Raw genomic sequence first — 13,691 nt, forward strand, 5'->3', positions numbered from 1 at the left:
GGCCGCACTTTGGAGGGGCGGCTGATTGAAAAGGGGAGGTTTTTGGCATGGGTGGCCTTTTGGGCCTGTCACGCGGCATTGACCGCGTCAACACCATCATCGGCAGGGCAGTGACCTGGCTGATCTTGGTTGCAGTTCTGGTAAGCGCGGGCAACGCCATCATCCGCAAGGTGTTGAACGTATCCTCGAACGCTTGGCTTGAACTGCAATGGTATCTTTACGGAGCGGCCTTTCTGGGCGCTGCGGCCTACACGCTGAAGGAAAACGAGCATATCCGCATCGACATCATCTACGGGATGTGGTCGCGGCGCCGTCAGCACTGGATCGACCTGATCGGCCACTGCCTGTTCCTGATGCCCTTCGTCACCCTGATGATCTATTACCTGACGCCCTGGGTCATGCGCAGCTATCACAGCGGCGAGGTCTCGACCAACTCGGGCGGGCTGATCCTGTGGCCGGCCAAGGCCATGCTGCTGGCCGGTTTCATCCTGCTGTTCTTTCAGGGCATTTCCGAAATCATTAAGAAGATCGCCGTGATGCGCGGCATCATTCCCGATCCGAACCCCTTCGTTTCGCACCACGCCGCCGCCGCTCTTGAGGGCGAGGCGATGGCCCGCGACATGGAAGCCGCGCTGGAAGACGAACCCGGCCGCGAGGAGAACCGCAAATGATGGAGTTCATTGCGCAGAACATGGCTCCGATCATGTTCGCCTCGCTGGTCCTGTTCCTGCTTTACGGCTATCCGGTCGCCTTCGCTCTGGCCGCGAACGGTCTGCTGTTCTTTGTCATCGGTGTTGAACTCGCGCCGCTTTCGGGCGGATCGATCAACCTCAGCTGGCCGCTGCTGAATGCGATGCCCGAGCGGCTATGGGGGGTGATGTCGAACGAGACATTACTTGCCATTCCATTCTTTACATTCATGGGCATCGTGCTGGAGAAATCCGGCATGGCCGAGGACCTGCTGGACACCGTGGGTCAGCTGTTCGGCCCGATCCGTGGCGGTTTGGCCTATGCGGTCATCATCGTCGGCGCGCTGCTGGCGGCCACGACCGGGGTCGTCGCGGCCTCGGTGATCGCCATGGGCCTGATCTCGCTGCCGATCATGCTGCGTTACGGCTATGACCGGCGCATTGCCTCGGGGACCATCGCGGCCTCGGGGACATTGGCGCAGATCATTCCGCCGTCGCTGGTGCTGATCGTTCTGGCCGACCAGCTGGGCCGTTCGGTCGGCGACATGTACAAGGGCGCGCTGATCCCCGGTCTGGTCCTGACCGGCCTCTACATGGCTTATATCTTTGTCATGTCGATCATGCGGCCGCATCTGCTGCCGGCGCTGCCGAAAGAGGCCCGCACGCTGGGTTCGGGCGTGACCTCGCTGTTCGTGGCGCTCGCCGCGACTGGGCTGATGGGCTATCTGACCTTCAAATGGATGTATCCGACCCACGGCAAGGATGCCGACATCCTTGCGCCTGCGCTGGCGATCATCGTGATCTATGTCGCGGCGCTGCTGGACAAGTCGCTGAAGGTCAACCTGATGTCGCGCTTGGCGCAGCAGGTCATCATCGTGCTGATCCCGCCGCTGGCGCTGATCTTCCTTGTTCTGGGCACGATCTTCCTTGGCATCGCGACGCCCACCGAAGGCGGCGCAATGGGCGCGGTCGGCGCGCTGCTTCTGGCAGGTCTGAAAGGTCGCCTCAACCTTGAGGTGATCCGCGGGGCGCTGCTGGCGACGACGCGGCTGTCGGCCTTTGTCATGTTCATCCTGATCGGCGCGCGGGTCTTCTCGCTGACTTTCTATGGCGTGAACGGGCATATCTGGGTCGAGCATCTGCTGACCTCGCTGCCGGGGGGCGAATATGGCTTCCTGATCGCGGTGTCGGTGCTGGTCTTCCTGCTGGCCTTCTTCCTCGACTTCTTTGAACTGGCCTTCATCATCGTTCCGCTGTTGGCTCCGGCTGCCGAGGCGATGGGGATCGACCTGATCTGGTTCGGCGTCCTTCTGGGCGTCAACATGCAGACCAGCTTCATGCACCCGCCCTTCGGCTTCTCGCTGTTCTTCCTGCGTTCGGTGGCCCCCAAGGCACCTTATCAGGACAAGGTCACGGGCAAGACGATGGATCCGGTGACCACCGGGCAGATCTATCGCGGGGCCATTCCCTTCGTGATCATCCAGCTGGTGATGGTTGGCATCGTGATGGCCTTCCCCGGACTGGTCATGCACTACAAGGGGCCGCCGATCGACACATCGAACGTCAAGATCGAGATCCCGGCCGGTGGCGGTCTGGGCGGTCTGGGCGGCGGCTTGGGCAATCCGTTCGGTGCACCGGGCGCAGCCCCCGGCACCGCGCCGGGTGGTCTGGGTGGAGTGCCGAATTTCGGCGCGCCCGCACCGGCACCCTCGACGGCCCCGGCACCTGCGACCCCGGCCCCTGCTTCGGGTGGGATCGATCCGCTATCGGGTCCGCCTCCGGGGCTCAGCGCCCCGGCGACCCCGCCGGCAAACTGAACGACAAAAGGCGGCCTTCGGGCCGCCTTTTCTTTTCCTGCACTGTGTTTGGGCGGCCTAGATGCTGCCCTTCTGTTTCTGGATCATCATGTAGGTGTCGTAGGTGTAATCCGAGATCTGCTGATACTGGAATGACTTGCCCCGAAACGCCGCAATCGAGTCGTAGATCTTCTTGAAGGTCGGGTTTTCGGCGCTGATCTCGGCATAGACCTGCTGGCTGGCGGCGAAACCGGCATCCATGATCGCCTCGGACATCGGACGCAGCTGCGCGCCCGCGCCGACCAGACGCAGCAGGGCGTCGGGGTTCTTCCAGTCGTAATTCGCCATCATGTCGCAGGTCACGGCCTGAGACGCGACCTTCAGCGCGGTGCGGTAGGATTCCGGCAGGTCGTTCCATGCCTTCAGGTTGAACATGGCATGCAGCGTCGCGCCGCCTTCCCACCAGCCGGGATAGTAGTAATAGGGCGCGACCTTGACGAAGCCCAGCTTGTCGTCGTCATAGGGGCCGACCCATTCCACCGCGTCGATCGTGCCCTTTTCCAGCGCCGCATAGATGTCGCCGCCGGGGATGTTCTGCGGCACGACGTCCAGACGCTCCATGATCTTGCCCGCGAAACCGCCGATCCGCATTTTCAGGCCCTTGAGGTCCTCGGCGGTGTTGATTTCCTTGCGATACCAGCCGCCCATCTGCGCGCCGGTATTGCCAAGGGGCAGGCCGTACAGGTTCTGGGTGGCATAGAATTCGTTCATCATGTCATTGCCACCGCCGTAATAGAACCATGCGTTCTGCTGGCGGGGGTTCAGACCAAAGGGGATGGCGGTGGGCAGCGCCCAGACCGGGTCCTTGCCCCAATAGTAATAGGACGAGGTATGCGCCGCCTCGACCGTGCCATCGGCCACGGCATCGGCAGCTTGCAGACCGCCCACGATCTCGCCGGGGGCAAAGACCTGAATCTCGAAATTACCATCGGTCATGCCGCGGACATATTCCGCCAGCGTCACCGCGCCTTGGTGGATTGTATCCAGCGATTTCGGATAGCTCGAAGTCATGCGCCACTGCACCTTGGGCGCGGCTTGCGCAATGGCAGGGGCGGCTAGGGTCGTGGCCGCAACCGAACCGACTGCGCCAGTGCGCAGGAACGAACGTCTGTCCATATATTTCCTCCTCCGGAATGGGGGCGAAGATAGCGGCGGGTTCATTCCGGGAAAAGATGTGAAAACGTCGCCGCAGGGTCTGGCCCGCGGCGACGTTTCGTCATTTTTACAGATGCTTACAGCAGGCTGTTGCGCTGCTGGATCATCATGAACGTGTCATAGGTGTATTCGGCGGTCTGGTTGTACAGATACCAGTTCGCGCGCGACTCCTTGAGCGAGTCCCAGATCTTCTTGAAGGCCGGGTTCGAGGCGTCCAACTCGGCATAGACCTCGTTGGCGGCCTTGAAGCAGGCGTCCAGAATTTCCTGGCTGAAGGGACGAAGCTGTGCGCCAGCGGCGACCAGTTCCTTCAGCGCGATCGGGTTCAGGTGGTCGTATTTCTGCAGCATGTTCGCGTCTGCTGCCTGCGCGGCAGTGTGCAAAAGCGATTTGTAATGGTCCGGCAGCGACTCGTACTGCGCCTTGTTGAAGAAGAAGTGGACCGTCGGGCCACCTTCCCACCAGCCGGGATAGTAGTAGTAAGGCGCGACCTTGTAGAAGCCCAGCTTCTGGTCGTCATAGGGGCCGACCCATTCCGAGGCGTCGATCGTGCCTTTTTCCAGCGCCGGATAAATGTCGCCGCCCGCGATCTGCTGGGGCACGGCGCCCAGACGCTCCATGACCTTGCCGGCAAAGCCGCCGACGCGGATCTTCAGGCCCTTCATGTCGCCTACGGTGTTGATTTCCTTGCGGAACCAGCCACCCATCTGGGCACCGGTATTGCCGCCCGGAAGGCCGTAGATGTTATAGGTCGCCAGGAATTCGTTATACAGGTCGATCCCGCCGCCATGATATTGCCAGGCGTTATGGGCGCGCGCCGACAGCGCGAAGGGCACAGCCGCGCCAAGCGCAAAGGTCGGGTCCTTTCCCCAGCTGTAATAGCCGACGGTGTGGCAGGCTTCGACCGTGCCATCGGTGACGGCATCCTGCGCCTGCAGGCCGGGAACGATCTCGCCGGCGGCGAAGACCTGGATCTGGAACTTGCCGCCGGTCGCTTCCGACAGGTATTTCGACAGCACTTCCGCGCCGCCATAGATCGTGTCCAGCGATTTCGGGAACGACGAGGCCAGACGCCACCTCACTTCCGGCATTTCCTGCGCGATTGCAGGAGCGGCGAGGGCGGCGCCGGCCGCGGCGGTCGCACCGCCGACAGCGGCACGGGTCATAAAGCTGCGCCGGTCAAATTTGCTGTTTTTATTCATGTTTTCCTCCGCGTTGGTCAACCTCTCCTGGCGGTTGACGCGGGCATGTTGCACGGGCTGACGCGTTGTGTCGAGATGTGCGGATCAGGAAAATGTGTCGCATGCAAAATTCCTGTCTGGCCTATCTTGTGGCCAAATCTGCGGGCTACCCAAGCAGTTTGGCTATGCCTATACTGGCTGAGGTTTGGGCAAATCAGAGGACAAGGGATGCGCTGTCCGTTCTGCGGAAATGTGGACACCCAGGTGAAGGATTCGCGTCCTGCCGAAGACAATGTCGCGATCCGTCGTCGCCGGTTCTGCCCGGCCTGCGGCGGGCGCTTCACCACCTATGAGCGCGTCCAGCTTCGCGATCTGGTGGTCGTGAAGTCAAGCGGGCGGCGCGAGGATTTCGACCGCACCAAGCTGGAGCGCTCGATCCGCATCGCCATGCAGAAGCGCCCCATCGACCCCGAGCGCATCGACCAGATGATCTCGGGCATCGTGCGGCGGCTGGAAAGCATGGGCGATACCGACGTCCCCTCGAAGGTCATCGGTGAGATCGTGATGGAGACTCTGGCCCGGATCGACACCGTTGCCTATGTGCGCTTTGCCAGCGTTTACAAAAACTTCCAGGCGGCGGACGATTTCGACAAGTTCGTCTCGGAACTGCGTCCGGGGCCGAACGACGAGTGATCGACCTGCGTCCCGCCGACCAACGCCACATGGCCCATGCGTTGGCATTGGCCACGCGGGGGCTGGGTAATACCTGGCCCAATCCCGCCGTTGGCTGCGTCATCATCCGCGATGGGCGCGTCCTTGGCCGGGGCTGGACCCAGCCCGGGGGCCGTCCGCATGCCGAGACGATGGCGCTGGCACAGGCGGGTAATGCCGCACGCGGCGCGACCGCCTATGTCACGCTGGAACCCTGCGCCCATCACGGCAAGACCCCGCCCTGCGCCGAGGCGCTGATCGCGGCCGGTGTGGCCCGCGTCGTCGTGGCCCTGACCGATCCCGACCCCCGCGTGTCCGGGCGCGGCATCGCCATGCTACAGACGGCAGGGATTGAGGTCACTCAGGGCGTGGCCGAAGCGCGTGCGCGGCAGCAGCAGCGCGGTTTCCTGACCCGCATCACGCAGGGCCGTCCGATGCTGACCCTGAAGCTGGGCAGCAGCTTTGACGGGCGTATTGCCACGGCCTCGGGTGAAAGCCAGTGGATCACCGGGCCCGAGGCGCGCCGCCATGTCCACGCCCTGCGCCTGACCCATGACGCGGTCATGGTCGGCGGTGGCACCGCCCGCGCCGACCGACCCGCGCTGAACGTGCGTGGTATGGGAACGGTCCGTCAGCCAGTGCGGATCGTCGTGTCGTGGCAGAAGATATCGGATATGCCGCCGGAGGGGCCGGAGCATGGGCCGCTCTGGCAGGTCTCGGGCGAACCCGCCGAGTTCATGGCCGAGCTTGGCGCGCGCGGGCTGACGCGGGTGTTCTGTGAGGGTGGCGGCGTTCTGGCTGCCGGCCTGATGCGGGCAGGGCTGGTCGACCAACTGATCGGCTACAGCGCCGGGCTGGTTCTGGGTGGCGATGCGCGACCCGGCATTGCCTCGATGGGGCTACAGCATCTGGCCGACGCGCCACGCTTCCGCTTGGTCGAATGTCGGCGGATCGGGCCGGATGTCATGCATCGCTGGCTGCGGGACTAGCGCCGCCAGATCCAAGCATAGCTGCTGAGCACGCCCTGCGCCTTGGCCAACACACGCAGCGCCGGGCTGCCACGCAGCTTCAGCGATGGGTCGGACAGGCGTGTCAGCGCGATCTCGGGCGGGCAGGGCAGGTTGCTGACCGGATCGTGGTAACGCGGATAGGCGATCAGCGCGGCATGGATCAGGCGGTTCAGATCGGCGCGAGTCTGGCGGCGCTGCGGGATCTGCCCCAAATCGCGGGTCAGGCCCCAGCCCGCGTAGAAGGGCGCGCCCAGCGTCGTCACCTTCAGGCCGCGCTGCAAAGCCTCGAATCCCAGGGTCGAGGTAATGGTCCAGACCTCATCCACCGCGGCCATCAGTTCGGCCGCGCTGCTGTGGCGGGCGATAACATCCGCCAGCCGCGCCACATCGGCATCGGGGATCAGACCGGGACGCAAGCCAGCCTCGACATCGGGATGCGGTTTGTAGATCACCACGGCTTCGGGGTTCTCGGCCCGGACCCGCTCCAGCAGGGCAAGGTTCGTCTGCTCAAGCCCCGCACCCAGCCGGATCGAGGCGTCATCCTCGACCTGTCCGGGCACAAGGATGCGGTGGCCGGGCGGCAGGGGCGGAAGCGCGCCGCCAAGGTTGTATTTCGTAACGCCTGCCGCGATCAGCGCCTGACCAAGCGCCCCAGCACGTTCCGCACCACCGGGCGGCAGGGGTTCGGCCATGATCCGCTCGAACCGGCTTTCGCGGGTGGGATCGTAATAGATCCCCAGATCATCAGCGACCAGAGATAGCGGTGGCACCAATTCGGCCCCCAAGCCGCGAGAGCGCAGGAATCCGTCCTCGACCCGGATTGCCTGTGGCAACCCCTCGGCCTTGCCTGCCCATGCCAGCGTCACCTTGGGTAAGGGGTGGTTCGTATAGCGCACGCCTTTGCCGCCCCCGAACACCTGCGACAGGAACGGGCGCTTCCACAGTCGCATGCCATAGGCCAGATGCCCGGCATGGTCCTGCCGCCACGCCCTTGCCTCGGCCTCGATCTGGCGCAGCGCCCCTTCGAAATCGGTCAGGCGGTCGGCGCAGGGATCATACCATGTCGGCGCAAGCAGGTGGCTGGCCGCGAAAAGCTGGGTGATTTCGGCGGGCATGCGGCGGGGAAAGCGGTGCTGATCCCGCGACAGGCCCCAGCCCGCATAGAACGGTTGGCCAAAGACGCGGGGGACGTGGCCCGCCAGCATCGCCTCATACCCCAGTTGCGATGACATGACATAGACCGCCTCGGCACCGCGCAGCAGTGCCCATGGCGAAACCGGTCCGTCGCAGATGCTTTCGCCCGCACGCAGATCGTCCGAGGTGAAATGTCCGGGTCTCAGCCCCGCCGCGGTTTCGGGATGGCTGCGAATGACCAGCGGCCTGCCGGGATTTTCGTCCCGCGCCGCATTGAGCATCGCCAGAAACTCGGCGCGCCCGGCCCCCAGCAACGAGGCGTCCCCGCGGGTCTGGTCGATCACCAGAACATAGCCCGGCGGCGGTAGGGCGGCATCCGGCAGATGCGCGTTGTATTTCGACAGATCCGCCGCAATCAGGCGTTCGATCGCCTGCGCGGCCTCAGTCTTGCAGGCCTGCGCCTTGGGCGAGGGGATCAGCGTTTCGATCAGCGACGGCTGGTCGGGTCGAAAATGCAGGCCCAGCGGGTCCATGATCAGCCCGACCGGGCCGCGCCCGGCCACCGGACCACGGGCGCGTCCGGGCAGGATTGAGCGCAAAAAGGCATCCTCGACCCGCAGCACCCCCGCGCCGCTGCGCCGTGCCATCGCCTCGCCGCGCCATGCGGTGGGGCTGGCACCCCAAAGCCCGATCACGTCTTCGGGTCCGGGCAGGCCCAGCACCGGTTTCCATCCCGACAGGGTCAGGATGCGGCGCAGCCGTGGTTGTCTAAAGAATCCGCCGTTGAAAACAAAAAGCCGCCGGAGATCTCCGGCGGCCTTGATCGTTTCGGGCATGAACTCAGAACCCGCTTTCGGTCGTGCGGATCTGGTTGACCGGGGCAAGGATCACGTTGAGCGTCTTGGTCCACTGAACCATCGGCGCTTCGGTAACATAGACGGTGTCGCCATCGCGGATCAGGAAGTCGCGGGCCATGAACATGCCGTCGGGCTTGGTCAGGTCCAGCACATAGGCGATGCGCTGCGATCCATAGACATCCGAGCGGCCCAGCACCGCGCGGGCGACCGATTGCGGCTCTTCGCGCAGGATGAAGACGCCCTTGGGATCGGCCAGCGAGGTCGAAAGCCCGCCGACCATGGCCACGGCCTCGATCGCGTTGATTTCTTCATTGCCCAGCGGAACCTTGGTCTGGCCGCCAAGCGCGCCTAGCGCGGTGAAGCTGCGCTGGTCTTCCTCGACCAGAATGATGTCGCCGGGGCGCAGGGCAATGTCATTGCGCGAGCTGGAATACAGGTCACGCAGCCAGACCTTGCCGGTGGCGCCGCCGCGCTTGACGGTGACAACCGCCACTTCCGGCTCGATCGAGACGCCGCCCGCCTTGGACAGCATTGCCGACAGGGTGCGGGTCGGGCGCTCGATCGGGAAGACGCCCTGACCGTTGACCTTGCCCATGACCGAAACGGTCGCGCCATCGCCGGCGACGCGGGTCACCATGACCTGCGGATCGGGGGTCTGGGTTTCCAGCTTCTGGGTGATGATGCGGCGCAGCTCATCGGGGCTGTTGCCTGCCGCGCGGATGCGACCGGCATAGGGCACGAAGATATAGCCGTTGCTGTCGACCTGCAGTTGCTGCAGCTGGGTCGAGCTGGAGCCCATCGAGGCCAGCAGCCCGTCATCGACGTTTTCCCAGATCGACAGACCCAGCACGTCGCCGGGGCGCACCTCATCCGCACCGACCTGTCCGGCGCGCTGGAAATCTGCGCCGAAGCCATAGGCGGGCGTAAAGTTCGCTGCCCGCGTCACCCGGTCGTCGACATTGACGATATTGGTCGAGCCACCCTTGGCGACATCGCCGCTATAAATCTGGCCACGGGTCGGGCCCGAGCGCGGCAGGCCGCAGGCAGAAACGAAAACAACCGCTCCGACCAGTGCGAATTGACCCATCCTGACGCCCCAGGAGCGGCGCGTTTGCATGGCTCCGCCGCCGCTGCTGTGCGAAAAATCAAATGTGGTCAAGCTGTTACTCCTGTCTCTCGTCCTTTTTGGGCTTTGCCCAAACATGTTTTGTGGCCAGATTAAATCAGGCTTTTGTGGTTTGCCAACAATTCGCAACCATTCATTGAGCATAATGCTCCATCTGTTGCCGATATTTCCCGCGCCCGGCCAGCAGGGCCTGATATGGGTCTTCGGCAGCAAGGATCATGTCGACGACAAAGCGCAGGGTATGGGCGCGCGAGCGCTCGGCATAAAACCCGCCGGGAACCTGGCTGCTTTCCAGCAGGAAATCTCGGAAACGCCGATAGGCCCAGGCATTTGGCGGTTCGGGATCGGCGAAAAACTCGGACAGGCTTTGGCGGGAAACCAATCCCGCCTTGTCATAGACCGCGCGGCCCATCGCCTTGACGGGCAGGCCGCGCCACAAGGCCTGCTGGGCCGAGGTCGAATTCACCGTCACCGCCGCCCGCGCCTGATTCAGCAGCCGCGCCAGTTTGCCGCCCCGGACATAATGCACGCGATCGGTGATCCCCAGTTCAGCGGCCTTGCGCGCGACGGCGGCGCGGATGCCGCCACGGCCATCCTCAAGCGGATGGGCCTTGAAGACGATATGGTGGTGGCGCGGCGCCGAGCGGGCAAATTCGGTCAGCGTCTCATCGGTGAAATCGGCCATGCTGCCATAGCGCGAATGGGCGACGAAATTCGAGTCGTGCTCAAGCTGCATGAGAACGAGGACATAGGGAAAGCCGCCGCGCTGGACGCTGGCCGTCTCGCGTCGCTGGGCGATGGTGTCAAAGGGCGTCAGAAGCAGCCGACGCAGGTTCAGCCGGAATTCCCGGAACACGCCGATCTGGCGATGCGTGCGATAGCCCGTGTAGCGGCGGTTCGCGATCAGCACGAAGAAATGGTAAAGCGCGCCGTAATACTTGTGCTGTCGCATATCGCCCCAATGGGCGGGCGGACGGCGAACCTCGCCCAGCTGACCGCGCAGGGCATTGCGCATGTCGCGCAGCGGAACGTCCATCAGTGCCGAATGCCCATTCGAGCCGCCGCGTTCATAGGTGATCCAGAAGGGGCGCAGATAGCCTTCCTCGAACACATGCAGGACGATGCCGTAACGCTTGCAGACTTCGTGCGCGGCGGCATGGACCGGACGGACATCGCCGTAAAGCACCAGATCGGTCACGCGCTTGTCGTGAATGATCCGTTCCAGATGCGCGGGCCATTCCTCGGGCGTGCCGGTATGGGCGATGAAGCGTTCGGGCACGGTCCAGAAATATTCGTCGCCCGCGTTGAAACCGACGCGCCAGACCTTGGACCCGGCCTTGCGCAGCTGCGCCGCAAGCTGATCGAAAAACGGGCCATGCGGCCCCTGAAGCATCAGGAATACGCGCTGATCGGCCGGCCGTGAGGCAAGCGCGGCCGGGGATAACGGCTCGGGCGTTCGGCTAAGCAAGGTCACATCGTCATTCCCACGGTACACTTAAGAATCGCAACAAGACGACCTGTAGTTGTGAAAAATTTAGAAATCGCAAATAACGCGTCGCGCAAAGATCAAGATAGTCCATGCATGACAATTGGGAAACTGTCACGCGCATTTCTCAACCTGGCCGGTAATCGGCGTAGCCTCGCTTGAAGATTGCGCAGCAAAGCTCTAGGTCTCGGCGCAGGATTGCGCATGAGGGAAAGATGTTCACCGGGATCATCACCGATATCGGAACCGTCAGCAACGTCGAGATGCGGGGCGATATGCGCGCCCGGATTTCCTGCCATTACGATATGGTCGGCGTGGATATGGGCGCCTCGATCGCCTGCGACGGTGTTTGCCTGACGGTTGTGGACAAGGGACCCGACTGGTTCGATGTCGATATTTCCGCGGAAACCATCTCCAAGACCAATATCGGTGCGAATGGCTGGGCGGGCGGCAAGCGCCTGAACCTTGAGCGCGCGCTGCGCGTCGGTGACGAACTGGGCGGGCACATCGTTTCGGGCCATGTCGATGGCGTCGCCATCGTCGAGGAGATGCATGATGAGGGTGACAGCACTCGCATCACCTTCCGTGCGCCTGATACGCTGGCGAAGTTCATCGCCCCCAAGGGTTCGGTTGCGCTGAACGGCACCTCGCTGACCGTGAACGAGGTCGAAGGCTCGACCTTTGGCATCAACGTCATTCCCCATACCCAGCAGGTCACCACTTGGGGCACGATCAAGACGGGCGATGCGGTCAATCTGGAAATCGACACGCTGGCGCGCTATGTCGCGCGGCTGGCCGAGGCGGGGTGATGGCCGGCATCGGGCATAATGGCGGCCCCGGAATGGGTAGCGGTTTTCGTGCCCATTGCTGGAGCGTCGCGCGCCGCGAGCTTCTGGGAGCCCGGCTTCCGGTCGAGGTCGTGCGCCTGCAAGTGCGCCGCGCGAAATCGCTGGGGCTGGACTTCAAGACCTATGCGGGTGTCCGGGCCACAACCGGACGCGATCTGGTGGCGTTTCTTTATTCCTCGAACGCGCTTGGCGTCTTTCGCCGGGGCGAGGCTGTGCCTGTGCTTGAAGCGGGCCGCATTGCCGCAGTCGCTGCGTCACCCCATCTGGGTTGTGCACCGGGCCTTGCGCCCGATGTGCTGGCGCGTCAGATCGGGGCGGTGTCGGGGCGCGAGTTGGCCGTCTTCGGGGCAAGCTGGTCCGCGATGCGCGACGAAATGAAATCCTGGCTTAGGGCGCAGGGCCTGCCGGGAGATGCCGTTCTGATGATCGGCGAAACTGCGCATGAGCGCGAGATGATGACGGCGGGCGGTCTTGCGGGTTTCGTAAGCGGTCAGGCCTTCTTTGCAGGAGTTGCCGATGCAGTATGACAATCCCGGACCTGTCGAGCGCGACTGGTCGGATGCGATCTCGACCACCGAGGAGATCATCGAGGAGGCCCGCAATGGCCGCATGTTCATCCTGGTCGATCACGAGGACCGCGAGAACGAGGGCGACCTGATCATCCCGGCCCAGATGGCCACCCCCGAGGCGATCAACTTCATGGCCATGCATGGTCGCGGCCTGATCTGTCTGGCCCTGACCGGCGAGCGCATCGACGCGCTTGGCCTGCCGCTGATGAGCCCCAAGAATTCCAGCCGTCATGAGACCGCTTTCACCATGTCGATCGAGGCGCGCGAAGGCGTCACCACCGGCATTTCGGCCCATGACCGTGCCCATACCGTCGCGGTGGCCATCGATCCCAGCAAGGGTGCGGCGGATATCGCCTCTCCGGGCCATGTCTTCCCGCTGCGCGCCCGCGATGGTGGCGTGCTGGTCCGCGCCGGTCATACCGAGGCCGCCGTGGACGTGCCGCGTCTGGCCGGGCTCAGCCCCTCGGGCGTGATCTGCGAGATCATGAACGAGGATGGCAGCATGGCGCGCCTTCCCGATCTGGTCGCCTTTGCACAACGCCACGGCCTGAAGATCGGCACGATCAGCGACCTGATCGCCTATCGCCGCCGCCACGACAACCTGATCGCGGAACGCTCGCAGCGTGCGGTTCATTCGCTGCATGGCGGTGACTGGATGATGCGGCTGTTTGCGGATGAAACCACCGGGGCCGAGCATGTCGTTCTGACCCAGGGCGATCTGACCTCGCCCGAGCCGGTTCTGGTCCGCATGCATGTGCTGGACCCGCTGCATGACGTGCTGGGCATCGGTCGCGTCGATGCGGGCGAGCTTTCCGCCGCCATGCGCGAGATCGGCCGCGAGGGCAGGGGTGTCATCGTCCTGTTCCGCGATCTGGAAAAGAAATTGCCGGTTCAGGGCGAGGTTTCGCCCCATACCCTGCGCCATTACGGGCTGGGGGCGCAGATCCTGTCGTCATTGGGGCTTTCCGAACTGGTTCTTTTGACGAATTCTGCTCCGGTGAAGGTTGTCGGGCTTGACGCCTACGGGCTTTCGATCCATTCCACCCGTCCGATTCCCAAAGAGTAGAAC

At 63.7% G+C, this 13,691-nt stretch carries 12 protein-coding genes; 7 read left to right on the forward strand and 5 right to left on the reverse strand.

The features are described 5' to 3' along the window. Positions 1-47: 47 nt before the first annotated feature. Both IB235_RS13740 and IB235_RS13745 read left to right on the forward strand, forming a co-directional pair. Positions 48-671, forward strand: a complete 624-nt coding sequence (locus IB235_RS13740) for a TRAP transporter small permease subunit (RefSeq protein WP_155039897.1) — start codon at positions 48-50, stop codon at positions 669-671. After that, positions 668-2,506, forward strand: coding sequence for a TRAP transporter large permease subunit (locus tag IB235_RS13745; protein ID WP_192337209.1), 1,839 nt, complete (start codon positions 668-670; stop codon positions 2,504-2,506). The genes IB235_RS13740 and IB235_RS13745 overlap by 4 nt, the downstream gene beginning before the upstream one ends. A gap of 57 nt (positions 2,507-2,563) precedes the next feature. Here the strand turns inward: IB235_RS13745 and IB235_RS13750 are convergent, their stop codons facing one another. Together IB235_RS13750 and IB235_RS13755 are read right to left on the reverse strand one after the other, a co-directional pair. Further along, complete coding sequence (locus tag IB235_RS13750; protein ID WP_192337210.1) at positions 2,564-3,661, reverse strand: TRAP transporter substrate-binding protein; 1,098 nt, start codon at positions 3,659-3,661, stop codon at positions 2,564-2,566. 116 nt (positions 3,662-3,777) lie between these two features. Beyond that, positions 3,778-4,902, reverse strand: a complete 1,125-nt coding sequence (locus tag IB235_RS13755) for a TRAP transporter substrate-binding protein (RefSeq protein ID WP_155039894.1) — start codon at positions 4,900-4,902, stop codon at positions 3,778-3,780. A gap of 207 nt (positions 4,903-5,109) precedes the next feature. On the opposite strand from IB235_RS13755, the gene nrdR reads away from it, so the two are divergent. Then, positions 5,110-5,574, forward strand: coding sequence for a transcriptional regulator NrdR (nrdR, locus tag IB235_RS13760; RefSeq protein WP_155039893.1), 465 nt, complete (start codon positions 5,110-5,112; stop codon positions 5,572-5,574). Between the two features lie 29 nt (positions 5,575-5,603). Further along, positions 5,604-6,581 carry a bifunctional diaminohydroxyphosphoribosylaminopyrimidine deaminase/5-amino-6-(5-phosphoribosylamino)uracil reductase RibD gene (gene ribD / locus IB235_RS13765; protein WP_192337286.1) on the forward strand — a complete coding sequence of 326 codons (978 nt, stop codon included), beginning with the start codon at positions 5,604-5,606 and terminating at the stop codon, positions 6,579-6,581. Here the strand turns inward: ribD and IB235_RS13770 are convergent. The 3 genes from IB235_RS13770 to IB235_RS13780 all read right to left on the reverse strand — a co-directional run bounded on the left by IB235_RS13770 (position 6,578) and on the right by IB235_RS13780 (position 11,112). After that, positions 6,578-8,572: a capsular polysaccharide biosynthesis protein gene (locus IB235_RS13770; RefSeq protein WP_192337211.1), complete on the reverse strand. Its 1,995-nt coding sequence runs from the start codon at positions 8,570-8,572 to the stop codon at positions 6,578-6,580. The genes ribD and IB235_RS13770 overlap by 4 nt on opposite strands. A 4-nt stretch (positions 8,573-8,576) precedes the next feature. Beyond that, the gene (locus IB235_RS13775) at positions 8,577-9,680 is read right to left on the reverse strand and encodes a polysaccharide biosynthesis/export family protein (protein ID WP_155039891.1); all 1,104 of its coding nucleotides are present in this window, start codon (positions 9,678-9,680) and stop codon (positions 8,577-8,579) included. 172 nt (positions 9,681-9,852) lie between these two features. Continuing rightward, a complete protein-coding gene (locus IB235_RS13780; RefSeq protein ID WP_192337287.1) occupies positions 9,853-11,112 on the reverse strand; it encodes a capsule biosynthesis protein in 1,260 nt (419 codons plus the stop codon). A gap of 308 nt (positions 11,113-11,420) precedes the next feature. Between IB235_RS13780 and IB235_RS13785 the strand changes: the two genes are divergently transcribed. From IB235_RS13785 to ribB, 3 genes are read left to right on the forward strand one after another with little or no spacing between them, the layout of a single operon-like run. Then, positions 11,421-12,014 carry a riboflavin synthase gene (locus IB235_RS13785; RefSeq protein WP_192337212.1) on the forward strand — a complete coding sequence of 198 codons (594 nt, stop codon included), beginning with the start codon at positions 11,421-11,423 and terminating at the stop codon, positions 12,012-12,014. Continuing rightward, entirely contained in the window at positions 12,014-12,580 is a 567-nt protein-coding gene (locus tag IB235_RS13790; protein ID WP_192337213.1) for a hypothetical protein, read from the forward strand. The genes IB235_RS13785 and IB235_RS13790 overlap by 1 nt, the downstream gene beginning before the upstream one ends. Continuing rightward, complete coding sequence (gene ribB / locus IB235_RS13795; protein WP_155039887.1) at positions 12,570-13,688, forward strand: 3,4-dihydroxy-2-butanone-4-phosphate synthase; 1,119 nt, start codon at positions 12,570-12,572, stop codon at positions 13,686-13,688. The genes IB235_RS13790 and ribB overlap by 11 nt, the downstream gene beginning before the upstream one ends. Positions 13,689-13,691 lie beyond the last annotated feature (3 nt).

Origin of the sequence: Paracoccus sp. PAR01, assembly GCF_014851995.1 — a bacterium.
GTDB classification, from domain to species: domain Bacteria; phylum Pseudomonadota; class Alphaproteobacteria; order Rhodobacterales; family Rhodobacteraceae; genus Paracoccus; species Paracoccus litorisediminis.

Excerpts from the sequence above, each read along its gene's own strand:
- IB235_RS13740 (WP_155039897.1), top strand. The coding sequence starts at position 48 with ATGGGTGGCCTTTTGGGCCTGTCACGCGGCATTGACCGCGTCAACACC.
- IB235_RS13745 (WP_192337209.1), top strand. The coding sequence starts at position 668 with ATGATGGAGTTCATTGCGCAGAACATGGCTCCGATCATGTTCGCCTCG.
- IB235_RS13750 (WP_192337210.1), bottom strand. The coding sequence starts at position 3,661 with ATGGACAGACGTTCGTTCCTGCGCACTGGCGCAGTCGGTTCGGTTGCG.
- IB235_RS13755 (WP_155039894.1), bottom strand. The coding sequence starts at position 4,902 with ATGAATAAAAACAGCAAATTTGACCGGCGCAGCTTTATGACCCGTGCC.
- nrdR (WP_155039893.1), top strand. The coding sequence starts at position 5,110 with ATGCGCTGTCCGTTCTGCGGAAATGTGGACACCCAGGTGAAGGATTCG.
- ribD (WP_192337286.1), top strand. The coding sequence starts at position 5,604 with ATGGCCCATGCGTTGGCATTGGCCACGCGGGGGCTGGGTAATACCTGG.
- IB235_RS13770 (WP_192337211.1), bottom strand. The coding sequence starts at position 8,572 with ATGCCCGAAACGATCAAGGCCGCCGGAGATCTCCGGCGGCTTTTTGTT.
- IB235_RS13775 (WP_155039891.1), bottom strand. The coding sequence starts at position 9,680 with ATGGGTCAATTCGCACTGGTCGGAGCGGTTGTTTTCGTTTCTGCCTGC.
- IB235_RS13780 (WP_192337287.1), bottom strand. The coding sequence starts at position 11,112 with ATGCTTCAGGGGCCGCATGGCCCGTTTTTCGATCAGCTTGCGGCGCAG.
- IB235_RS13785 (WP_192337212.1), top strand. The coding sequence starts at position 11,421 with ATGTTCACCGGGATCATCACCGATATCGGAACCGTCAGCAACGTCGAG.
- IB235_RS13790 (WP_192337213.1), top strand. The coding sequence starts at position 12,014 with ATGGCCGGCATCGGGCATAATGGCGGCCCCGGAATGGGTAGCGGTTTT.
- ribB (WP_155039887.1), top strand. The coding sequence starts at position 12,570 with ATGCAGTATGACAATCCCGGACCTGTCGAGCGCGACTGGTCGGATGCG.